The organism is Rhodococcus sp. 21391 (assembly GCF_016772255.1).
Lineage (GTDB): Bacteria > Actinomycetota > Actinomycetes > Mycobacteriales > Mycobacteriaceae > Rhodococcus_F > Rhodococcus_F opacus.
Genome location: NZ_CP063781.1, coordinates 4516720 through 4540508, shown reverse-complemented (window position 1 = coordinate 4540508; position 23789 = coordinate 4516720). Strand labels below are relative to the sequence as shown.

Annotated in this window: 17 protein-coding genes; all 17 read left to right on the top strand. The window is 68.8% G+C overall.

Going from position 1 to position 23789, the window contains the following annotated elements:
• The first annotated feature begins 127 nt into the window (after positions 1–127).
• The 17 genes from GO592_RS21045 to GO592_RS20965 all read left to right on the top strand — a co-directional run bounded on the left by GO592_RS21045 (position 128) and on the right by GO592_RS20965 (position 23788).
• Entirely contained in the window at positions 128–904 is a 777-nt protein-coding gene (locus GO592_RS21045; RefSeq protein WP_039952693.1) for a hypothetical protein, read from the top strand.
• Entirely contained in the window at positions 901–3030 is a 2130-nt protein-coding gene (locus tag GO592_RS21040; RefSeq protein WP_007300119.1) for an Rv1355c family protein, read from the top strand. Before GO592_RS21045 ends, GO592_RS21040 begins: the two co-directional genes overlap by 4 nt.
• Positions 3031–3044: 14 nt before the next feature.
• On the top strand, positions 3045–4889 hold the full coding sequence (locus tag GO592_RS21035; protein WP_007300120.1) for a putative bifunctional diguanylate cyclase/phosphodiesterase: 1845 nt from the start codon (positions 3045–3047) through the stop codon (positions 4887–4889).
• A gap of 237 nt (positions 4890–5126) precedes the next feature.
• Positions 5127–5564: a holo-ACP synthase gene (acpS, locus tag GO592_RS21030; RefSeq protein WP_039952695.1), complete on the top strand. Its 438-nt coding sequence runs from the start codon at positions 5127–5129 to the stop codon at positions 5562–5564.
• The gene (locus tag GO592_RS21025; protein WP_005568608.1) at positions 5561–5803 is read left to right on the top strand and encodes an acyl carrier protein; all 243 of its coding nucleotides are present in this window, start codon (positions 5561–5563) and stop codon (positions 5801–5803) included. Before acpS ends, GO592_RS21025 begins: the two co-directional genes overlap by 4 nt.
• Complete coding sequence (locus tag GO592_RS21020; protein ID WP_007300121.1) at positions 5800–7008, top strand: acyl-CoA dehydrogenase family protein; 1209 nt, start codon at positions 5800–5802, stop codon at positions 7006–7008. Before GO592_RS21025 ends, GO592_RS21020 begins: the two co-directional genes overlap by 4 nt.
• On the top strand, positions 7005–7955 hold the full coding sequence (locus GO592_RS21015; protein ID WP_039952696.1) for an amino acid--[acyl-carrier-protein] ligase: 951 nt from the start codon (positions 7005–7007) through the stop codon (positions 7953–7955). Before GO592_RS21020 ends, GO592_RS21015 begins: the two co-directional genes overlap by 4 nt.
• Positions 7952–8917 (top strand): DUF1839 family protein, encoded by a 966-nt coding sequence (locus GO592_RS21010; protein ID WP_007300123.1) that lies wholly within the window; start codon positions 7952–7954, stop codon positions 8915–8917. The genes GO592_RS21015 and GO592_RS21010 overlap by 4 nt, the downstream gene beginning before the upstream one ends.
• Positions 8918–8949: 32 nt before the next feature.
• On the top strand, positions 8950–11385 hold the full coding sequence (locus GO592_RS21005) for a glycosyl hydrolase (protein ID WP_237720594.1): 2436 nt from the start codon (positions 8950–8952) through the stop codon (positions 11383–11385).
• Between the two features lie 119 nt (positions 11386–11504).
• Entirely contained in the window at positions 11505–15152 is a 3648-nt protein-coding gene (gene mfd / locus GO592_RS21000; RefSeq protein WP_007300125.1) for a transcription-repair coupling factor, read from the top strand.
• A gap of 4 nt (positions 15153–15156) precedes the next feature.
• Positions 15157–16023 (top strand): MazG family protein, encoded by an 867-nt coding sequence (locus GO592_RS20995; RefSeq protein WP_007300126.1) that lies wholly within the window; start codon positions 15157–15159, stop codon positions 16021–16023.
• 289 nt (positions 16024–16312) lie between these two features.
• On the top strand, positions 16313–17158 hold the full coding sequence (locus tag GO592_RS20990) for a glycosyltransferase family 2 protein (protein WP_005573376.1): 846 nt from the start codon (positions 16313–16315) through the stop codon (positions 17156–17158).
• Between the two features lie 6 nt (positions 17159–17164).
• The gene (locus tag GO592_RS20985) at positions 17165–18115 is read left to right on the top strand and encodes a glycosyltransferase family 2 protein (protein ID WP_007300127.1); all 951 of its coding nucleotides are present in this window, start codon (positions 17165–17167) and stop codon (positions 18113–18115) included.
• On the top strand, positions 18112–19422 hold the full coding sequence (locus tag GO592_RS20980) for a glycosyltransferase (protein ID WP_007300128.1): 1311 nt from the start codon (positions 18112–18114) through the stop codon (positions 19420–19422). Before GO592_RS20985 ends, GO592_RS20980 begins: the two co-directional genes overlap by 4 nt.
• Positions 19406–21181, top strand: a complete 1776-nt coding sequence (locus tag GO592_RS20975; protein WP_005573373.1) for an alpha/beta fold hydrolase — start codon at positions 19406–19408, stop codon at positions 21179–21181. The genes GO592_RS20980 and GO592_RS20975 overlap by 17 nt, the downstream gene beginning before the upstream one ends.
• A 2-nt stretch (positions 21182–21183) precedes the next feature.
• The gene (locus GO592_RS20970) at positions 21184–22557 is read left to right on the top strand and encodes a lipopolysaccharide biosynthesis protein (protein ID WP_005573372.1); all 1374 of its coding nucleotides are present in this window, start codon (positions 21184–21186) and stop codon (positions 22555–22557) included.
• Positions 22544–23788, top strand: coding sequence for a hypothetical protein (locus tag GO592_RS20965; protein ID WP_050998690.1), 1245 nt, complete (start codon positions 22544–22546; stop codon positions 23786–23788). The genes GO592_RS20970 and GO592_RS20965 overlap by 14 nt, the downstream gene beginning before the upstream one ends.
• The last annotated feature ends 1 nt before the right edge of the window (position 23789 follow it).

The following is a 23789-nucleotide window of genomic DNA, read 5'->3' as shown; positions in this document are numbered from 1 at the left end:
ATCCGGTGTAAACGCGGAAAATAGGTAGCCGCGGGGCTGTGACCGGGTTCGTGTGTCCAGTTCTTGGGGTCTTTACGTAACCCGTGAGTCCCCGGAATTGCCGCACCGACTCCGATGGGAAAGCCCAATGCCTGTTGAACAGCTGTCGCGTCCGCAGATCGACGCACGGTCGACCGATACCTTAATTGACCGAACTCTGAGCGTGTGGGATCCGCGGTCGGAGTGTCGCTTCGTCGTCGCCCGGCCCACCGAGGAGCCTGAGCTCTGGGAAGCATATCTCGAGGGTGCGGTAGCGGGCTATCGCAAGTACGGCGCCGAGAAAGCTCTCGAATACCGCCGGATACAGGGCGGCGACACAACCGCGATCTTCTTCGTCGCCATCGAGCCGAACGGTTCGGTCGCAGCGGGTGTCCGGGTGCAGGGACCGTACCTTTCCGCAGTTCAGGCGCATGCGATCACGGAATGGAGCAACCATCCTGGAGCTCCCGCCGTCCGTCGAATGATCGAAGACCGACTTCCGTTCGGTGTCGTGGAGGCGAAGGGTGCATGGGTGTCGGATACCGCCGCCCGGCGGGGTGAACTCGTCGGCGCACTGGGCCGCATCGCCACCTTCTCGATGGATCTGCTCGACGTCCAGTTCATGCTCGCGACGGCCGCATCCCACGTCCTGGACACGTGGCGAACCACCGGTGGCGTGGTGGCCGACCATATTGCTCCCGTGCCCTATCCGGATGACCGTTACGAGACGCGGCTGATGTGGTGGGATCGGAGTAGGCGCAGGGGCCGCGCCGAAGCAATGCAGCTGTCCCAACTGTTACTCACGACGTCCCGACCGACGCCGTCGGCAGCCATCGCGACGGGGGCGGGAGGAGGCGTCGTTCGGCCGATGCGGAGCGTCTCGTGAACGAAACCCACGATGAGTACACCGCCCTGCTGCTCGACGAGGGCCACTCCGGGGACGCGGCGGTACTCGACCGCCTCCGCCGCGACCCCGCGGTGGTCTTCGTCGATCGGCTCGAGCACCAGAGGGACGCTCTGCGTTCCCTTGTTCCCACGCCGGGGGCCGGCGTGCTGGACGAGTCTCCGGTGTGGGCGTACTACTCGTGGCGTCGGACCGTGGTGCGTCTGCTCGGACGCACGTCGTTTCGGCGACTGCGGCTGGACCGGAATCGGAACAAGATCACCGCGCACGAGCAGGAACGTCTCGAGCATGTGACCGTCGGGATCGTCGGTCTGAGCGTCGGTCATGCGGTCGCGTTGGCGCTCACGCTGGAAGGGGCGTGCGGCGGCCTGCGGCTTGCGGACTTCGACACCCTCGAACTGTCCAATCTGAACCGGGTTCCCGGCACCGTCCTGGACCTCGGGGTGAACAAGGCCGTGGTCGCCGCCCGCCGTATCGCGGAGATCGACCCTTACGTCACTGTGACGTTGTGGGAGGACGGTCTCGACGTCGAGTCGGTGGCCGAATTCCTGGACGGCTTGGACGTGGTGATCGACGAATGTGACTCCCTCGACGTGAAGGTGTCCCTCCGGCGGGAGGCCAGGCGCAGGGGATTGCCGGTGCTGATGGCGACCAGTGACAGGGGTCTGCTGGACGTCGAGCGATTCGACCTCGAACCCGATCGGCCCGTCTTTCACGGACTGATCGGTGACGTCGACGTGGAGTCGCTGGCGGGGCTCGGCTCACGGGACAAGATTCCGCTCGTACTTCGGATTCTCGACGCCGGACAGCTGTCGGCGACGATGGCCGCGTCGTTGGTGGAGGTGGACGAAACCATATCCACGTGGCCTCAGCTCGGGGGTGAGGTGCTGCTCGGCGGGGCGGAGGTTGCGGCGGCGGTGCGGCGCATCGGGCTCGGACAACCGCTCGCGTCGGGTCGGTGCCGCATGGACCTGGACCAGCATCTCGATGCCCTCGCCGATCCGCCGAGACCGCACGACCTGCCGAAGGAGCCCGCGGATCGCGAGGCGGCTGCCGCGGTCTCGCGCGACGCCGTCGACGCCGTCGTGTATGCAGCGGCCCGCGCGCCGTCCGGCGGCAACGTCCAGCCGTGGACGATCGCGGCGGACGACGACGGGCTGACCATCTCCCTGGCCCCGGAGCACTCGACGGCCATGGACGTCGGGTACCGGGGCAGTTATGTCGCGGTCGGGGCCGCCCTGCACAACGCCCGGATCGCCGCGTCGGCCGCCGGACTGCTCGGCACCGTGACGGTCCACGACGGAGATCCGGGACTTCCCGTTGCCACGATGACGTTCGGCAGCGGAAACGACCGGGAACTCACCGACCGCTACGAGCACATGCTCGACCGGACCACCAACCGCATGCCGGGCGTGCCCCGGCCATTGGACGACACGCAGGCGCGGCTTCTCTCGGAGGCGGCATCTCGGGAGGGTGCACGCCTCTGCCTGGTGACCGACAGGGACGACATCGCGACGATCGCCGCCATCCTGGCGGAGTCGGACCGTATCCGATTCCTCACACCGACCCTGCACCGCGAAATGATCGGCGAGTTGCGGTGGCCGCCCCTGGATTCGGTCGAGACCGGCATCGACGTTCGCGCACTGGAACTCGACTCGGCGGAACTGTCGACCCTCGCACTGCTGCGGAGACCCGACGTCATGGAACGGTTGGGCGCACAGGACGGGGGACAGGCGCTGGGTAAGTCAACTGCGGACCGCGTCTCGTCGAGCTCGGCTGTCGCGGTCGTTGCGATTCCGGGCAGCACCCCTCGGGACTACGTGCGCGGCGGTGAGGCGACCGAGAGTGTGTGGATCCACGCCCAGACGCTCGGGCTCGCCGTCCAGCCGATTTCACCGATATTTCTCTACGGTGTGGAAAGTGCGGAACTCGAACAACTCTCACCACGGTATGCGGCACCATTGGAGAGGCTGCGGGAGGAACTGTTCGACGTCGTCGGAGCGAAGGCGGGTGAAGCGCTCGCCATGGTGTTGCGGCTCAGCCATGCGCCGGGCCCGTCGGTTCGGAGTGAGCGCCTCGCCGACCGGGTTCGCAGGCGGATATCGTAAGGACAGGAGGGTCAGTGAACACCGAGAAGCAAACCGAAAAGCTCGAGACCCTGGTGACAACCGTGGCGTCCCGGCTCACGCCTGTCGATGCGGTCTCGTTCAAGCCCGTGGCCACCCGCGTGTTGCAGGATCTCGTGGAGCACTTCGAGGTCGACACCAGCTTCCTCCGGTTCACCGACCACGAGATCGCGGCGACGGTCCTGGTCGCGGAATACCCGCTCCGGCCCTTCATCCCCGACCCCGACCCGCTCGGCGTCGTCTATTTCAAGGACGCCGACTCGACATTCGCGCAGATCGAGCACCAGAAGGAAGTGGCCATCTTCCGGCCGGAGGTGTCCGGTCCGGATTACAACGAGCGGGTTCGCGAGGCGTCCGGGGTGCCGCAGGTGTCGCTCGCGGCCGTTCCGCTGTTGTCCGGTGACACGACGACGGGCACGCTCGGATTCATCAAGTTCGGCGACCGCGACTGGACGCCTCCGGAGGTCGACGTCCTCAAGGCGATCGCCGCCCTGCTCGCCCAGGTCCAGGCGCGCATCGTCGTGGAGGAGCAGTTGCGTTACTCCGCCGACCACGATTCCCTCACCGGACTCAGTAACCGGCGCGCGCTCTACCACCACCTGGACACCCGTCTCGCCGAGTCCGAACCGGGGCCGGTCGCGATCCTGTTCCTCGACCTGGACCGGCTGAAGCCTCTCAACGACTTCTTCGGTCACGGGGCCGGTGACGGGTTCATCTCCACGATCGCGGACCGGCTCCGATCGACCAGCCAGACCGACGACCTCGTCTCCCGGCTGGGCGGCGACGAATTCGTGCTCGTGCTCGGCGGATCGGTGGGCCTGGAGGAGGCGGAGGTGCGGGCGCAGCACATCCGCGACGTCGTGACCGAACGGGTGCGTCTCGGCCGCGAGGTGGTCAGCCGCAGCGTCAGTATCGGCGTCGCGGCCGGAATTCCGGGCAAGGCCACCACCAGTTCGCTCCTCAGCCAGGCCGACCAGGCCGTCATGGTTGCGAAGACCAAGGGCGGCAATGCGATAAGCGTGTTCACCGACGAGATGCAGGAGGAGAGCGAGAAACGCAACGTGATCGAGCTCAGTCTGCGTGCGGCCATCGCGGACGAGTCGCTGTTCCTCGAGTACCAGCCCGAGGTCGACCTGCGGACCGGCCGGATCATCGGCGTGGAGGCCCTGGTGCGGTGGAATCACCCGCTGCTCGGGTTGCTGCAACCGGCGTCGTTCATCGACGTCGCCGAGGCGACGAATGTGGCCGGTGAGCTCGGGCGCTGGGTGATCCGGAAGGCCTGCCGGCAGTGGGCCGACTGGCGGTCGCAGGTGCCCGAGCTGGATTTGGATCTGCGCGTCAACGTCTCGCCGGGGCAGTTGGCCGGTCTGGACTTCCTCGACGTCGTTGCGAGCGCGTTGACGGAATTCGACGTTCGGAAGGGCGCGCTGTGCCTGGAGATCACCGAGAACGCAGTGCTCAGTGATCTGACCTGGACGCGTGAAGCGCTCGAAGGGCTGCACGCGATGGACGTGGAGGTGGCGATCGACGACTTCGGCACCGGGTTCAGCTCGCTCAGCCACCTCAAGGCGCTGCCGGTGGGGACGCTGAAGATCGACAAGGGCTTCGTGATGAATCTGGACACCAACCCCGAGGATCGGGCGATCGTGAAGTCCATCATCGGTCTCGCCGAATCGTTCGGCCTGGAGTTGGTCGCGGAGGGAGTCGAGAACGTCGAGTCGGCCCGGCAACTTGTCGAAATGGGATGCCATCGGGCCCAGGGCTTCCTGTTCAGCCGCCCGGTCTCGGCGGAGAAGATCGGCAAGTTGCTGGCGGCCGGAGCCATCGAGGTCGGGCTGTAGCTCGCCCTACCTGCCCGGCGCCGCGGACTTCCGGAGGATCGCTCACACCGGATGTGCTGATTCAGCGCGTCACAAAGACAGGGTTACAGACTCGGAGTATGTTTATGCCCACACCTCAGTACCTCTTGTCTTGAATTGCAAGTGTGCGGTAACTTCTCGAAGGGTTCGCTGGATAGTCGCTGACGACGGCTTCCGGTGCGGAACGTGAGACTGGCGAAGACTGGAGCAGGGGGATCGATGTCTGGTGGTTCTGTCTTGTCGATCCCCGAGTCCCGTATCGGGTGCGACGTGGTGACGGTCGGGCATGTGAGAAGCAGCGTCGAGCGGTTCGGCGACCGCTATCTGACGAGAATCTTCACGCCCCACGAATTGGAAACCTGCGAAGGACCTGCGCGGGCCCAACGGCTGGCCGCCCGGTTCGCGGCCAAGGAGGCCGTGGTCAAGGTGTTGCGACCCGGGGACGTCGCCTTGCCGTGGCAGTCCATCGAGATCCGGCGCGAGAGCTGGGGCGGATGCGGAGTGCGCTTGTCCGGCAACGCGTCGGCCCTCGCCGAGCGGCAGGGGCTCGGCGGATTCGACGTCTCGATCTCGCACGAGGCCGACGTCGCGATCGCGATGGTCACCGCGTTCCGGCTCGGCACCCCACCCCATCACCAAGGAGAACGCCACCCATGAGCGAGCAGACCATCCGCAAGGTTCTCGGCGACCACGCCCGGTTGTCCGCCGATGCCGCGAGCATCGCCGTCGGGGCCGATCTCTACGAACTGGGTTTGACGTCGCACGCGAGCGTCAACGTCATGCTGGCGCTGGAGGATTCGTTCGACATCGAGTTTCCCGACGAGCTGCTGCGCAAGAGCACGTTCGCGAGTGTGGATTCCATTCGGGGCGCACTCGTCGAACTCGGAGTGGCATGAGTATCGCCCTCGCGAGCGGCACCGGGATCGAGTCCGGGCAGTCGTGGGGACCGGCGGCGCGAGCCGAGAGAGTCGTGGCCGAGGTGGCCGCGCGCTGGGCCGTCGACGTCGATCGGGACGCGCGTTTTCCGCAGGAAGCGATCGACGCGCTCCGAGACCAGCGGTTGCTCTCGTGTGCCGTTCCCGCGGAACTGGGTGGCGAAGGCGCGTCGCTGCGGGAACTGTGCACGATCGCCCGGACCCTCGGGCGTCACTGCGCCGCGACGGCGATGGTGTTCGCGATGCACCAGACCCAGATCCTCTCGCTCGTACGGCATCCGGGTGGCGACGGCGTCTCCGCCTTCCTGCGTGACGCGGTCGCCGGTGGGTACCTGCTGGCATCGGCGACGACGGAACTGGGCATCGGGGGCGACGTCCGGCGCAGTACGTGCGCGGTGGAGCAGTCCGGCGGGGTGGTGTCGCTGGTCAAGAATGCCCCCGTGATCTCCTACGGCGAGTACGCCGACGCGATCCTCGCGACCGCGCGGCGCACCCCCGACAGCCCGCCGAGCGACCAGGTGCTCGTCATCTGCCGGCGTGCCGACGTGACGCTCGAGCGCACCGGTGACTGGAACACGCTGGGACTACGCGGAACCTGCAGCCCCGGTTTCGTGCTGCGTGCCACCACCAGCCCCGACCTCGTCGTCGCCGATCCCTACGCGGAGATCTCGGCGGCGACGATGCTCCCGGTGTCGCATTCGGTGTGGTCGGCCGTGTGGCTCGGCATCGCCGACGCCGCGGTGGAGAAGGCGCGCCGGTACGTGCGAGCGGCAGCGCGTAAGCAGCCGGGCGTGGCCTCGCCCGCGGCGTCGCGTCTCGCCGAGGCGGCCGCTGTGCACCAGCAGTTCTCGGACATCGTGTTCGCGGCGGCCCGCCGGTTCGACGACGCCGATGCGGCACCCGCCGGTTCGCCGGAGGCCGAAGTCGCGGGCGGAGTGGGCTATTCGCTGGCGATGAACAACTTGAAGGTGACGGCGTCGACCCTGGTTGTCGACCTCGTCGGCAGGGCCCTGCTGATCTGCGGGATCGCCGGCTACCGGGAAGACACGGAGTACTCGCTCGGCCGGCACCTGCGCGATGCGCACGGGGCGGCCGTCATGGTCAACAACGATCGAATCATGGCCAACTCGGCGCAGATGGCCACGGCATACCGGGGGACGATATGAGCACGGATACAGCAGTGGAGCGGGAAGAGACGAGCGAACTCGAGCGGGCCCGGCGTGCGTTCCGGGCGGAACTGCTGGACGCCGGACTCCTGGTGGACACGTCCGTCGCCGGCCTCTACGGACGGTCGGGATTGTTCGAGGACATCGTCGACGGCATCGACGCGGTCGTGCGGGCAGCAGGGCCGGGCGCGTCCGCGGCCCGATTCCGGTTTCCTCCGGTGTTCCCCCGCACCAGTTTCGAGCGCACCGACTACATCGCGTCGTTCCCCAATCTGACCGGGGCGATCAACACGTTCACCGGCACCAACGCCGAGCACGCCCAACTGCTCGCGGCGCGAGCCGACGGCGAGAGCTGGGACAAGTGGCTCGAACCGGCCGACACAATGCTGGTGTCGGCGGCGTGCCACCCCGCGTACCCGATGTTCACGGGTGTGTTGCCGGACGGCGGTGCGCTGCTCGACGTGTACGGCTACTGCTTCCGGCACGAGCCGGCGTTCGATCCCGCCCGTATGCAGGCGTTCCGGATGCACGAGTTCGTGCGGATCGGCACGGCGGACCAGGCCGCGACGCACCGTGATTCGTGGATCGAGCGCGGGCTCGAGGTGCTGTCCGACCTGTGGCTGGACGCCACGCCGGTGGTCGCCAACGACCCGTTCTTCGGCAGGGTCGGACGCATGCTCGCCGCCAACCAGCGCGAGGAGAACCTCAAGACCGAGCTCACGGTGCGCCTGTACGGCGATCTCGACGAGGGGACCGCCGTCGTCTCGTGCAACTGCCATCAGGACCACTTCGGTGTCACGTTCGACATCGCCACCGCAGACGGCGGCGTCGCCGACAGTGCGTGCGTGGGATTCGGGATGGAACGCATCGCGCTCGCGATGCTGCGGACCCACGGCATCGACCCGTCACGCTGGCCGAGTGCGGTGAAATCCCGGATGTCGCTGTGACGTCCCGGTTGATCGGCATCTCGCCGGACGGATACGAACCGCACACCATCCACTCCGGCGAGCGGACGTGGACCGAGACCAACTGCTACCTCGACCTGTGGGTGGAGGTACTCCACTCGCTCGGGCTCGATCCGGTGCCCGCCGCCGCGTGCGCGTTCGGGGCCCGGTTCGACGGATCGCAGTGGACATTCCTGAAGTTCAAGCCGGAGGATCTGTTCACGCTGTACGGGATCGACGTGGGGGAGATGAACGTCTGGCGCCGGGTCCTCGACCACGTCGAGGACAATTTCGCTGCGGGAATGCTGTCGACCGTCGAGGTGGATGCCCACTGGCTCCCGGACACGGTGGGCACCGGTTACCGCGAGAGTCACACCAAGACGACGATCGTCGCGAACTACATCGACCGGGAGGCCGGTGTGCTCGAGTATTTCCACAACAGCGGGTATCACCGGTTGGCCGGGGACGACTTTCGCGGATTGTTCGGGCTCGACGTCGCCGGATCGGCGACCTTCACCCCCTACATGGAGCAGGTCCGGTTCGACGGGGACCCGGGGTACCGGCCGGCGCGCTTCGAGGCGGTACTGCGCCATCATCTCGCCACCCGACCGGACGGGAATCCGGTGCGTGATCTCGGTGAGCGGGTGGTCGCCGACGTGCCCTGGATCCGCGACGCGGGCATCGACACCTTTCACCTGTGGACGTTCGGGGTGTTGCGGCAGTGCGGTGCCACCGCGGAATTGGCCGCCGACGTCTGCGAGTACCTCGAGCGCAACGGGTTCGCGAGGGCGGCGGCGTTCGCGCCGGGCTTCCGGGCGGTGGCGCAGGGCGCGAAGAGCGTGCAGTTCCAGATGGCTCGGGCCGCTCGCGGACGCAGTGTCGACCCGTCGGCTCAACTCGACGGCATGGCCGAGGCGTGGGAACGGTCGGTGGGCGGCGTGGCGCGAGTGGTCGGACGCGAGTAGTGAATCTTCTCACCGGTGCTCGGTGGCGTTGTGTGGCAACGGAACCGGGATCGGTCACCGATCCCTCGGGCCTGGCTTGTGTGCCGGGTCCGTGGTACCACGCGCAGGTGCCGGGCACCGCGGCAGGCGCGATCCGGGCGATCGACGGCGCTGCGGCGGCGCGCGCGGCGAAGACCGATGCGGTGGACTGGTGGTTCGTCACCGACGTGTCCGGCGACGGCCCGGGCCCGTGGCGTCTCGAGTTCGACGGCCTCGCCTCGCATGCGGAGGTGTGGGCCGGTGACGACCTCGTCCTGTCGTCGGAGTCGATGTTCGTGCCGGCCGCGGTCGAACTCGCTCTCCGCCCCGGCGCGGTCACGCTGGCGATCCGCTTTCCGTCGCTCGATGCCGCGCTGTGCCGCCGACGGCCACGCGGACGCTGGCGGTCGTCGCTGGTGAGCGCGCAGGGACTGCGCTGGATTCGCACGAGCCTGCTCGGTCGCGCCCCGGTCTTCGGCGGTGTGCCGGCCCCGGTGGGTCCGTGGCGGGCGGCGCGTCTGCACGACGGCGCCGCCCCTGTCCTGTCGGACCGTCACGTGGTCACCACCGTGGAGGCCGGCGCGGGCGTACTGGACCTCGCCGTGCGCGTGCACCGCTCGGCCGGGCCGGCGCCTGTCGTGCGGCTCGGCGACCTCACCGTGGACGCGACAATCGTGGACTCCGGGTCCGGCGCGCAGGAGGTCCGCGCTCACCTGCGCGTCCCCGACGTCCGGTTGTGGTGGCCGCACACCCACGGCATCCCCGTGACGTATCCGCTGAGCGTCGTCCTGGGGGAGCACGTCGTCGACCTGGGTGCGGTCGGATTCCGCACCGTGTGCGCGGCGCGCGGCGACGGCGGATTCCGGCTGTCGGTCAACGGCGTCGACGTGTACTGCCGCGGTGCCGTCTGGACGCCGGTGGATCCGGTCGGGCTGGGCGGCCGGGATCAGACACGGGCCACCCTCGAGCGGGTGGTCGAGGCCGGCCTGAACATGGTCCGCGTGCCGGGCACGGCGGTGTACGAGGACGCCGCATTCTGGGACGACTGTGCCGAACTCGGTGTCATGGTGTGGCAGGACGCCATGCTGTCGACGTTCGACCCGCCCGACGACCAGCCGTTCCTGGACCTGCTGACCGCGGAGGTCGAGGCGGTGCTGCGGCCGCTGTCCGGGAACCCCGCGCTCACCGTGTTCAGCGGAGGCAGCGAGACCGAACAGCAACCGGCAATGCTCGGACTCGCGGCGCCGCACATGACGGCGGTGCACGACGTGATCCCGGCGGTGGTCGGTACGACGGCGCCGGGGGTGGTGCCGGTGTCGTCGACACCGACCTCGCCGCCGGGCGGCGATGCGCTCGCAACCCACGTGGGGACGGGTATCGCGCACTACTTCGGTGTCGGGGGCTACCGGCTTCCGCCGTCCGACGTCCGCCAGGCCCGGGTGCGGTTCGCCGCCGAATGCCTCGCATTCTCGATCCCCCCGTCGGACGCGGCGATCGAGGCCGAGTTCGGCAGCCTCGCGGCGGCCGGCCACCATCCACGGTGGAAGGCGGCCGTGCCGCGGGACAACGGGGCGTCCTGGGACTTCGAGGACGTCCGCGATCACTACGTGCGGACGCTGTTCGGCGAGGAACCGTCGACGGTCCGCTGGAGCGACCCCGAGCGGTACCTCGCCCTCGGTCGGGCCGCCGTCTGCGAGGTGTTCGCGGCGACTCTCGGTTACTGGCGACGGCCCGATTCGGGATGCGACGGCGCCCTGGTGCTCGCGCTACGCGACCTCGAACCCGGCGCCGGGTGGGGGCTGCTCGACTCCGACGGCAGGCCCAAGGCGCCGTGGTTCGTGATGCGGCGGATGTCGCTGCCGGTCGCCGTCCTCCTCGCCGAGGACGGACTGGACGGACTGCGGATCGACGCGGTCAACGACTCCGACAACACGGTCGTGGGGGAGTTACGGGTGCAAGTGCACCCCCGCACGGGTGCCCGGGCGTTCGACGTCACCGAACTGGTGACCCTCGCCGGGCACGCGGCCCGCCGGTGGTCGCTCGACATGGTGCTCGGGCGTTTCACCGACGCGACACACGTCCACCGCTTCGGCCCCCGCGGCTACGAGAGCGTGACCGTCACCCTGTCGAGCGAGGGCGGTGTCGTCGCCGAGTCCGTGCACCTCGTCGGCGGACCTGCACGGGCCCTCGAACGCACCGTCGGCCTGACGGCGGTGGCGCGGCAGGCGGCGCCTGGGGACTGGGTCGTCGACGTCGGAACCGACGGCGCTGCCCAGTACGTCCACCTCGAACTCCGCGGCTTCGAACCGGCGGACTCCTGGTTCCACCTGCCGCCCGGCGGAGCACGGATCGTGCCGGTGCGCAGGACCGGGACAGCGGACGCGGTGACCGGGCACGTGCGGGCGCTGAACTCGGTGGCCGTCGCACCGGTCGTGCAGGTCTGCACCTGATACGGACCCCGGTCCGTCCGTGTGCGATATCGACTAGGCTGGCTCAGTCCGCAACTGGCCGCTCGTCCCGGCCCGAGCTGTTCGCCGGCAGTTCGTCATCACTGCTCAGGAGTGCGTCGTTGTCTTCCCCGCTCATCGCTGCCGAGCCCTCGTCCGACACCCCGCTCGCCGGTCTGGCGAAGATCGCGCTGGGCGACGCCGTCATCGCGCAGGTGACCGAGGCGCTCGGGCGGCATCACCTCGACATCGTCGCGCCCGCACCCGCCCGGCCGTTCGTGGCCGCGGCTCTCGCCGAGCGCACCCATCTGCTGCTGGTCACCGCGACCGGTCGCGAGGCCGACGACCTCACCGCCGAACTGCAGGAGATGATCGGCGACGCCGTGGCGCAGTTCCCGTCGTGGGAGACGCTGCCGCACGAACGGCTGTCTCCGAGCGCCGACACGGTCGGTCGCCGCGTGGAGGTGCTCCGCAGACTCGCGCGCCCGGACGACCGCTCGTACGGGGCTCCGCTCCAGGTCATCGTCACCACTGTCCGTTCGCTGGTGCAACCCATGGCCCCCGGTCTCGGTGAGATCGAACCCGTCACGCTGCGCGTGGGTGTCGAGCACGACTTCGACGGGCTGATCCAGCGGCTCGTCGAAATGGCGTACACGCGCGTCGACATGGTGGGCAAGCGCGGCGAGTTCGCCGTCCGCGGCGGCATCCTGGACCTGTTCTCGCCCACCGCGGATCATCCCGTGCGCGTCGAATTCTGGGGCGACGAGGTCACCGAGTTGCGCGCGTTCTCCGTCGCGGATCAGAGGTCGCTGCCCGAACTCGATATCGACGCCGTGATCGCCCCGCCGTGCCGCGAACTGCTGCTCACCGAGGACGTCCGCGACCGCGCCGCGCAGCTCGCGGTCGACAACCAGGCCGACGCCGCGCTCGTCGAGATGCTCGACAAGATGTCGGCCGGCATCCCGGTGGAGGGCATGGAGGCACTGCTGCCCGTGCTGCGGCCGGGGCAACTCCAGTTGCTCACCGACGTGCTGCCCGAGAGCGCACACGTGCTGCTGTGCGATCCGGAGAAGATCCGGACTCGCGCCACCGACCTGGTGCGCACCGGTCAGGAGTTCCTCGAGGCGTCGTGGACGGCGGCCTCGATCGGCGGCGCCGTCCCGCTCGACACCTCGGTGCTGAAGGGCGACGGCATCGACCTCGGCGCCTCCGCCTACCGCTCGCTCAGCCAGGTCCGTGAATCCGCGGAGACCACGGGTCTGCCGTGGTGGACGCTGAGCCCGCTCGCGTCCGGCAACGGCGAGGAACTGGAGCTGGCGGTCACGCCGGCACCGCAGATCCGCGGTTCCGACGACCTGCTGTCGGAACTGTTCGTGAGCCTGCGCGCCCACGTCACCACCGGCGGGCGGGCCGTCATCGTGGTCGCGGGCGCCGGCACAGCGCATCGCGTCCTCGAGCGTCTGCGCGAGGCCGAGGTACCCGCGGCGGAACTCGCGCCCGGTACCGAGCCCCCGCGGGGCCAGGTCGGGGTGCTGCGCGGTTCGCTCCACGACGGCCTGGTCTTCCCCGGCGACGCCTCCATCGCCGGACTCGTCATCGTCACGGAGGCCGATCTCACCGGCAACCGGGTGGCCGCGGTCGGCGACGGCAAGAGGCTGCCGGCGAAGCGCCGCAACCAGGTGGACCCGCTCGCTCTGACCGCCGGGGACATGGTGGTGCACGACCAGCACGGCATCGGACGATTCGTCGAGATGGTCGAACGCACCATCGGCGGCGCGCGGCGCGAGTACCTCGTGATCGAGTACGCCGCCAGCAAGCGCGGACACCCGGGAGACCGTCTGTTCGTTCCCATGGAGTCGCTCGACCAGCTGTCGCGGTACGTCGGCGGCGAGCTGCCCGCGCTGAGCAAGCTCGGCGGTTCCGACTGGGCCAACACCAAACGCAAGGCGCGCAAGGCGGTTCGTGAGATCGCCGGTGAACTCGTCCAGCTGTACGCGGCGCGGCAGGCCGCACCCGGTCATGCGTTCAGCCCGGACACCCCGTGGCAGAAGGAGATGGAGGACGCCTTCGCGTTCACCGAGACCCACGACCAGCTGACGGTCATCAGCGAGGTCAAGGCCGACATGGAGAAGGCGGTCCCGATGGACCGCGTCGTCATCGGCGACGTCGGCTACGGCAAGACCGAGATCGCGGTGCGCGCGGCATTCAAGGCCGTGCAGGACGGCAAGCAGGTGGCGGTCCTGGTGCCGACGACGCTGCTCGCTCAGCAGCACCTGCAGACGTTCACCGAGCGCATGGCGGCGTTCCCGGTGACGGTGCGCGGGCTCTCCCGCTTCACGGATGCGGGGGACTCCAAGGAGATCATCGCCGGCATGGCGGACGGCGAGATCGACGTCGTCGTCGGCACGCACCGGTTGCTGCAGACCGGGATCCGGTGGAAGGACCTGGGCCTCGTCATTGTCGACGAGGAACAGCGCTTCGGTGTGGAACACAAGGAGCACATCAAGGCGCTGCGCACCCACGTGGACGTTCTCACGATGTCGGCCACGCCGATCCCGCGAACGCTGGAGATGAGCATGGCGGGCATCCGCGAGATGTCCACGATCCTCACGCCGCCGGAGGAGCGGCACCCCATCCTCACCTATGTCGGCGCGTACGCCGACAAGCAGGTGGCCGCGGCCATCCGACGGGAACTGCTCCGCGACGGGCAGGTGTTCTACGTCCACAACCGGGTCAGCTCGATCGACAAGTCGGCCCAGCGGATCCGCGACCTCGTCCCCGAGGCGCGGGTCGCGGTGGCGCACGGGCAGATGAACGAGGACACGCTCGAGCGGACCGTGCAGGGCTTCTGGGAACGTGACTACGACGTGCTGGTGTGCACCACCATCATCGAGACGGGTCTCGACATCTCCAACGCCAACACGCTCATCGTCGAACGCGCCGATTCCCTCGGCCTGTCGCAGCTGCACCAGTTGCGCGGTCGCGTCGGGCGTAGCCGGGAACGCGGCTACGCGTACTTCCTGTACCCGCCGGAGAAGCCGCTCACGGAGACGGCCTACGACCGCCTCGCGACCATTTCGCAGAACTCCGACCTCGGTGCCGGCATGGCGGTCGCGATGAAGGACCTCGAGATCCGCGGCGCCGGAAACGTGCTGGGTGCCGAGCAGTCCGGTCACGTCGCGGGTGTCGGGTTCGACCTGTACGTGCGGCTGGTGGGGGAAGCGGTCGAGGCGTTCCGGGCGGCCGCCGACGGCAAGCCGATCACGACGGAGGACGCTCCGAAGGAGGTCCGTATCGACCTGCCCGTCGACGCGCACATCCCTCCCGATTACGTCACCAGCGACCGTCTCCGGCTCGAGGGGTACCGCAAGCTCGCGGCGGCCACCGAACTCGACGGCATCACGGCCGTGGTCGACGAACTCGTCGACCGGTACGGACCGCTCCCCGAGGAGGTCCGCCGACTGGTTTCGGTGGCCAAGCTGCGCCTGCTGGCCCGCGAGTACGGACTCGAGGAAATCGCCGTGGTCGGGACGCAGCTGAAGATCGCGCCGATGGCCCTGCCCGACTCGAAGCAGTTGCGTCTCAAGCGGATCTACCCGAGCGCGCAGTACCGTGCCACCACCGGGATGGTGCAGCTGCCGCTGCCCCGGGCAGGGTCGGGCGGAATCGGCGCGGAGCGGGTGCGGGACGTGGAGTTGCTGCAGTACATTGCCGATTTCGTGCTCGCGCTGGACGGCAAGGCTGCCGGGTCCGTGGTGATGGAGGCCTGACCCGATGACGGTGGTCCTGCTCGATCCGTTGCGGCCCACGACGCTCCCGATGCAGGCCGTCGGGGTGGTCGGTGACGGAGTGGAGTTCACCGACGAGGTACCCGAGGCCGTGCGGACGTTGCTGACCGAGGCGCCCGGGGCCGCCGTCCTGGTCAGTACCGATCCCGACCACCCCACCGTGCGCGAGTGGGTCGCGTCGGGGTCCGGGGTCATCGCGGCACCGAAGGTCCCGGGCGACAACCTCGTCGAGGCCGCCGAGGTGATGGATCGACTGTGGAGTTACGGCGGCTGGGAAGTGACGCAGACGCACCGCACCCTGTCGCACTACCTCGTCGAGGAGACGTACGAGGTGCTCGACGCGATCGAGTCGTCCGAACCCGGCGATCTCCGGGAAGAACTCGGAGACCTGCTGTTGCAGGTCCTGTTCCATTCGCGCATCGCGTCGGCGTCGGGCAATTTCGACGTGGACGACGTAGCCGCGACCCTGGTGGCCAAGCTCGTGCACCGCAGCCCCCACCTCGGGGAAGATGTCGTCGGGCCGATCGACATCGCGGAGCAGGAACGGGCATGGGAGATCCGGAAGGCGGCGGAGAAGGCGCGGAGTTCCTGCCTCGACGGCGTCGCGATGAGCCAGCCCGCGGCGTCCCTCGCGGCGAAGGTGATCGCCCGCGCGCGCAAGGCCGGCCTGCCGTCCGAACTCGTGCCCGTCGAGCTCGAGTCCGGTCTGGTAGCTGAGGCGGAGGCCGAGACGAGACTCCGGGCGGCGACGCACGCGTTCATCACCCGGATCCGGGTAGCCGAGAACGCGGCGCGTGCACAGGGGAAGGCCTCCCTCGGAGCGGCGGATTGGGCGGGTCACTGGCCGTCGTGAGGGCGGCCGTTCCACGCGATCGTTTCGGTTTGCCGAAATGTAACTGAGTTTTACATCACTTCGGGTTAACGGGTGCGCTCGAAACAAACTTGAGATAGGTTTACCCATGCAAAGAAGACCTATGGTCGAAAACATTGAAGTTTTCTGAACTGCGGGGGTTCGAACGGTCTCTGCTTCCTTTGCACGCTGCACGTGGTGAGGACATCACTCCAGACAAGGGGTGGTCAGTGCTCGCATGGGACGACTGTGATGCTGCCGGGCGATTCGCCCGACGAGGAGAGACGGACAAATGAGCCTGTACACGCCTGATCGCCTGGAACCCTCCGACGGTACCGACGTCGTGGGCGTCGACCAACGCAATGGCGAAGACAACGGTCGCAACGACGGGGACGGGTCGCAGCGGCCGACGGTCACGGTCGTCGTGCCTGCCATGAACGAAGCCAAGAATCTCCCGCACGTGGCCGCGCGGATGCCGGCCGACATCGACGAGATCGTGTTCGTCGACGGACATTCCGTCGACGACACCGTCGAGGTGGCCAAGAGCCTGTGGCCTGACGCCACGGTCGTGACGCAGAGCCGAAAGGGCAAGGGCAATGCCTTGGCCTGCGGTTTCCTCGCCTCCACGTCGGACATCATCGTGATGATCGACGCCGACGGATCCACCGACCCGGCCGAGATCCCGCTGTTCGTCGGGGCTCTCGTGGCAGGCGCGGACTTTGCGAAGGGAACCCGCTTCGCCGCCGGCGGCGGAAGCTCGGACATCACGTTCAGCAGAAAGCTCGGCAACAAGGCGTTGAACGTCATCGTCAACCTCAAGTTCGGGGCCTCGTTCAGCGATTTGTGCTACGGCTACAACGCATTCTGGCGCCACCACGTCCCGGTGATGGCATTGCCGTCCGTCGATGCGACCGAGGCGCAATGGGGCGACGGCTTCGAGATCGAGACACTCATCAACGTGCGGGTCGCCAACGCGGGCCTGAAGATCACCGAGGTGCCGAGTTTCGAACAGGACCGCATCCACGGCGAGAGCAATCTCAACGCGGTACGTGACGGGCTCCGGGTGCTGCGCACCATCAGGAGCGAACAGCGCGTCTCCGCAGCGGACGTGTTCCCGGCCCCCGTCTCGCGAGGCTGAGCAACCATGACGGTGTCCACACTCGTGTCCTGCTCCGTCGTGATCTGCGCCTACACCACCGAACGGTGGACCGACCTGTGTGCCGCAGTCGACTCGGTGCTCTCGCAGAACGTGCCCGTGCTCGAGGTCCTGGTGGTGATCGACCACTCCGAGGAACTGTTCTCGCGTGCCGAACGGCACTTCGCAGAGCAGACCCGGGTGACCGTGCTGCGTAACTCCGGGTCGAAGGGGCTCTCCGGAGCCCGCAACACGGGCGTGCGCGCGACGCGCGGCGACATGATCGCGTTCCTCGACGACGATGCGCGCGCCGAACCCGACTGGTACCGGGTGTCCGCCGCCCACTACTCCGACCCCGACGTGCTCGGTGTGGGGGGATTCGCGAGTCCCGTCTGGCCCTCGGACCGCCCCGTGTGGATGCCCGCCGAGTTCGACTGGGTGGTCGGCTGCAGCTACGTCGGGCAGCCGACACGTATCGAGCCGGTGCGGAACTTCATCGGCTGCAACATGTCTCTGCGGCGCACGGTGTTCGACGCCGTCGACGGGTTCAGCGACGGGATCGGCCGGGTCGGGACGACGCCGGTCGGGTGCGAGGAGACCGAACTCTGCATCCGGATCCGCGCCCACCAGCCCACTGCGCAGCTGCTGTTCGACCCCGCGATGAAGGTGGCGCACCGCGTCAGCGACGACCGCACCACGTTCCGCTACTTCCTCTCGCGCTGCTTCCACGAGGGCATGTCGAAAGCGCTGGTCTCCGATCTCGTCGGGGCCGGCGACGCGCTCAGCAGCGAACGGGCGTACACCGCGCGTGTACTCCCGCGAGCCGTCGTCACGGGGATCGCCTCCCCGCGGCACGGCGGACTGGCCCGGGCCGGTGCTGTGGTCGCGGGACTCACGGCGACCACTGCCGGCTACGTCCGGGGTCTCGTCGGTCTGCGATCGAAGCGGGTGACGGCATGACCGGGACACTCGATCGCCGGATCGACCTCGTGCCCGCTCTCGTGAGTGACGAGGCACCGACGTGGGACGGGGCCGTCTGGGTCGGCGAACTACGCGGTCCCGTCCGAGACGACACCGAATACCGGCTGGAGCGAGCCGAGGGGTATCGGCGTGCCCGGCTGCTCGTGCGAGAAGAGCGCACCCTGTTGGGATTCGTCGAGCTGGACATCGAGGACGGCGGACTCGACGCCGCCGCATTGCGGCGCGCATCGGATGGGCTACTGCCGGGAGCGGTGGCCGAAAGCGCCGCCGCCACCGACGCATCCGGCCCTTCCGTCACCGTGGTGGTGTGCACCCGGGACCGGGTAGACAGCCTGAAGGTCGCCCTGGAATCGATCCTGTCGCTCGACCATCCCGACTACGACGTGATCGTGGTCGACAACGCATCCCGCACGGATGCCACGCAGCGGTACGTCACCGAACTCGGCGACCCCCGTGTGCGCGTCGTGGCCGAGCCCCGCCCGGGCCTGTCCCGGGCGCGCAATGCGGGCGTCCGCGCGGCGAACGCGGAGATCGTCGCCTTCACCGACGACGACGTCGTCGTCGACCCGCACTGGCTCACCGAACTCGTCGCCGGATTCGGCGCCGGTAATGCGGTGGCGTGCGTGTGCGGGATCGTCCCGAGCGGGGAGATCCGCACACCCGCGCAGGCGTACTTCGATCAGCGGGTGGGGTGGGCGAGTTGCTGCGTCCCACGGTTGTTCGACCTCGCGCACCCGCCCGTCGACGTGCCGCTCTTCCCGTTCCAGGTCGGCGTCTACGGCACCGGTGCGAATTTCGCGGTCGATCGGCAGGCCGTGTTCGCGCTGGGTGGTTTCGACGAAGCGCTCGGGGCGGGAGCCCCTACCGACGGTGGCGAAGACCTCGACATGTTCTTCCGCGTACTGCACTCCGGGCGGCAGCTGGCGTACCGGCCCGGGGCGGTCGTGTGGCATCGGCACCGGGCGGACAACGAGGCGCTCGCCGTCCAGGCGCGCGGCTACGGACTCGGACTCGGCGCCTGGCTGGCCAAGATCGCCGTCGACCCCCGCACCGCCTGGCTCGCAGCGCGCATCGCCGTGCGGCAGGCGCCGACGTTTCTCCGTCTGTCGCGGAAGATGTCCCGCGTCGCCACCCCTCCGGACAGTCTCGCCGACGACCTTCCCGTGGGGATCGGAGCCACCGAGCTGCGGTCCATCGCGCGTGGTCCGTTCGCCTATCTGATGGCCCGAGTGGAGGGCCGGGCTCCGGCACCGCTGAGGGGGATGACCAATGACGGCCCATCCTGATCTCGCCCGCCGCACCGACGGTACCCGGTTCGCCACCTGGTTCGGACCGGAGGACGCGCCGCTGTTCGGCGTCGTCGATCTTCCCGCGGACGGCCGCTGCCGCGGTGCCGTCGTCCTCTGCCCGCCGATCGGCAAGGAACAGGTCGACGCGTATCGCGGAATGGTGTATCTCGCCCAGCAATTGCGGGCTCGCGGTCTACTGGTGTTGCGGTTCGACTACCGCGGCACCGGTGACTCGCCGGGCGCCCAGGACGATTCCGACGCGGTCGCCGGATGGCTCGACAGCATCCGGAGGGCCGTCGATTTCGTGCGCAGCTGCGGCATCACGGACGTCGGACTGGTCGGCCTCCGGGTCGGCGCCCTGCTCGCCGCACAGGTCGCCGCGACGTGCGGTCCGGTGCGGGCCGTAACCTTGTGGGACCCGGTGGTGCGCGGCCGCGCCTACCTGCGCAAGCAGACCGCGCTCCACCGGATGGTGGTCGGTCCCGAGGGCGCGGACGATCCGCGGATCACCCTCATCGGTGCGGTGCTCGCACCGGCCGCGGCTACAGCACTGTCGGCGATGACTCTGCGAGCGGCCACCCCGCCGCCGGGCGCGAAGGTCCTGATGGCGTTGCGGGAGAGCGAGGTCGATTCCGTCGGGATGCGTGAGGCCGTCGCGTCCTGGAACGCCGAGAACTTCTCGGTTCACGACTACGAATCGTTCCTCGAGCCGCCGGACTTCGTGGTCCGGCTCCCGTTCGGCGACATCGACCGGATCGCCGACTGGATGTCCGCGTCCTTCGGCGACCAGCACACCGGTGCGGCACTCGATCTCCGCACCACCGCCGTCGTGGATCGGACCGTCGACGGAAGGCACGTCGTCGAGACTCTGGGCTTCGCGGGAGCATCCGAACTCTTCACGATCCGAACGTCCGTCGCGGCCGAGCGGGGTGTGACGCCCAACCCTGCGGCACCGACGGTGATCTTCCACGGCACCGCCAACGAGCACCGCGTCGGCCCGGTCCGGCTGTGGGCCGAGACGGCGCGCGAACTCGCTGCCCACGGGATCGTCAGCGTCCGCTTCGATCGTCGCGGCACCGGCGACACCGGCACCGTGCAGCACGGCGAATGCACCACCATCTACACGGACGAATCCCGGGTCGACGCCGTCGACATCATCTCCGTCAGCGGTGCGCAGCCCGAATCGGCTGTGCTCGTGGGCATGTGTTCGGGGGCGTGGAACTCGAGCTACGCCGCCCTCCGGCGTCCCGTCCGGGCGGTGGTCCTCGTCAACATGGCGGACTGGACCATCACCCGTCAGGCGTTCGTGAAGCAGTCGACGATGGGCGCCGACCGGAAATCTCTGAAGGGTGCAGCGCTCGCGCTGCTCCACCGGCACGCGGCGACAGCGAAAAAGTACCTGCGGGTGTGGATGCCGTACCGCGGCTGGTTGTGGCTGGGCCGGGCCGGGTTGCTGCAGGTGCCGGAGGTCATGCTCGCTCCGCTGAACGAGCGTGGCGTGCACACCACCGTTCTGCTTTCACCGATCGACTACGCCGCGTTCGTCGAGAACCAGGGCGAGCGCAGCCTTCGCCGGCTCCGGCGCGCCGGCTGGAACGGCCGCCTGGTGACGTACCCGTCCGGCGATCACTCGCTGTACAGCACCGCCCTGCGGGACAGGGTCCTGCGGGACGTCCTCGCCACCACGCTCGGTGAACTGACCGTGGGCTCTGTCGACGACGCCCGTGACGATTCCCGGCCGGAGTTGGTCGGGTAGCCATGGGATCCCCGACAGCGACGCAGTCGCAACTACGCGCGAAGCACCGTGCCGAGCAGCCACCGCGCTCCGCGGGGCGGAATCTGCAGCTCAACTCGATGGCCCTGATGCTGTCGAGTGTCGTCACCGGTGTACTGGGCCTCGCCTTCTGGGGCGCGGCCGCGCGCTTGTTCCCCGCCGATCAGGTGGGCGTGGCGTCCGCTCTCATCTCGACGGCGATCATGCTGTCGACGCTGTCGAATCTCAGCCTCGGCTCGATGTTCGAGCGCTTCCTGCCCGTGGCGGGCCACCGCGCGGGACCGTTGCTGGTCAAGGGTTTCGCCGCCGTGGCCACGCTGGCCTTCGTGTCGGCCGTCGGGCTCATCGTCCTCGGTCCGCGGGACACGCTGTTCGAGAACAACCTGGAAATCGCGATCTATCCGGTGTTCGTCGTCGTCCTCGCGCTCTTCGCTCTTCAGGACCAGACCGTCTCCGGGCTGGGCGTGGCCCGCTGGGCGGCGTCGAAGAACGTCTTCCACGCACTGGCCAAACTGCTCGCGGTCGTGGTGCTCGCGGCGTCGGGGTCGGCGCTCGCCATCGTCGCGTCCTGGGGGGTCACCGCGGCGCTCGCCGTGGTGGTCGTGTTGACGTCGATGGGCCTGCGCATCCGGTCCGACCCGCGATACCGGCAGGTACCCGCGCTGCCCTCCAACAAGGAACTCGGAGTGTACTTCGGTTCCTCGTACGGCATTTCGGCGCTGGGGGCCATCGCCCCGCTCGTCGTCCCGCTGATCGTCGTCACCCGGGTCGGCACCGCGGCGAACGCGTACTTCGCGGTGACCTGGTCGATCGTCAGCGCCCTCTACATCATGGTGAACCTCATGGTGGGCCCGTTCGTCGCCGAGGCCGCCGCCCATCCGGACAAGATCGTCAGCCTGTCGCGCCGGTTCGTCCGCACCATTGCCGTGGTCGCGGTGGTGGGCGGATTCGGGCTGGCCTTCGTCGCGCCGCCCGCACTCGGATTCATCGGTGACGAATACCGTGTGGAAGGAACGCCTCTGCTCCATCTCGCCGCGGTGTTCGTGCCTCTCACCGTCATCGGCGCCGTCTACGACGGTCTCGCGCGGGTGTACCGCCGGCTGACCCTCGCCGTCGTCACCCAGTGCCTGGCCACGGTGGTCATCATCGTCGGCAGCCTGGTCTTCAGCGCGTCGATCGGGGTCGCGGGTGTGGGCTGGGCGTATCTCGCCGCCGAGACGCTCACCGCCGTGATCCTCGCCGGACCGCTCATCTCCTGGCTCCGCCGACTCCAGAACCGCGCCAAGTGGGAGCGGTGGCTGGCGAAGAAGAGCGTGAACCAGAAACCGATGTGGCAGGTGTCCGATGTCGACGCATAGAGCGAGTTCCCGCGACCTGATGCGCAGCGGGAGCCGGATGATCACCGCGATCGGTCCCGTCCGACTGCCGAGCATCGGCGAGATCCGGGACACGCTGACCCTGCTCGCGCACGCGGGCGGGCGGCACACCCCGATCGGTCTCGTCCCGGCCCCCGGATCACGCCGGTGGGAGCACCGACCGCAGGACTTCCTCGGGCAGGTACGGGAACTCGAACCCTGTACCCGGGAGGAGGTGCCGCAGTTGCTGACCCGGCTGGCACGGTCGGGTGCGTCCGCACACGCGCTGAACGTCGCGGTCGCGGGCGATTTCCTCCTCCTCGACATCTCCCACGGACTCGGCGACGGCAGGCTCGCGCTGTCTCTCGTCCGCGCCGTCGCCGGTGGACGCACCGGGACGCCAGTTCCGGAATGGGCGCGGACACGGGACAGCGCACTGCCGCTCGCACGCGCCCTGACCCGGACCTTCGCGTCGACCCCCACACGTGTCGCGACGCTTCTCGAGTCCCGGCCACCTGCCACACACGGTTCCGGATCGGCCGGGGTGGTCGTGCCGTGGCACCGCGCGCCCACCGCGGTCATCGCGTCCACAGCGTCCGGGACCACCGCAGAACTGCGTCGCTGGCGGGATCGGGAAATGCCCCGGGCGTCGGTGTCGTCGTTGCTGTTCGCGGCCGTCGCGCGGGCGATGCGGAGTCATGGACTGGCTGTCGACGACACGGTCGACGTCCTCTTCGACTGCCGCCGATACCTTCCCGAGGCTGCGACGGTGAACGGCAACTTCGCCGCCCTGGTGCGCTTCTCACTCTCGGATCCGGGTGATGCCGCCGAGATGAGTGCAGCGATCGCGCAGGCCACGGCGTCGGGCCGGCCGCTCGCCTCGCTCGCACTCAGCACCGCCACGTTCCGCAGGCGGGTGCGTGCCGGCAGTGCGCACGCGCAGGCCACCCACGTTCCTGCGGACCCCCTGGCGCGGCTCGTGTACTCCGACATGGGAGAGGCCGCACTGCTGGCCGATCTCGACTGGACCGACGAGCCCTGCCGGCGTCTCGTCACCGCACTGAGCGAACCGGCCGACCCTGCATCGATCGTCTTCAACTCGGTGCGCCACGGTTCCGAACTGGACGTGTCGGCGTCGCTGCACGACAACGTCTTCGACCCCGAACTCGTCCGCACCGCACTCGCGGACGCACTGTGCGACCCACTGTCTCTACTGTCTCGAAGGATGTTCTGAC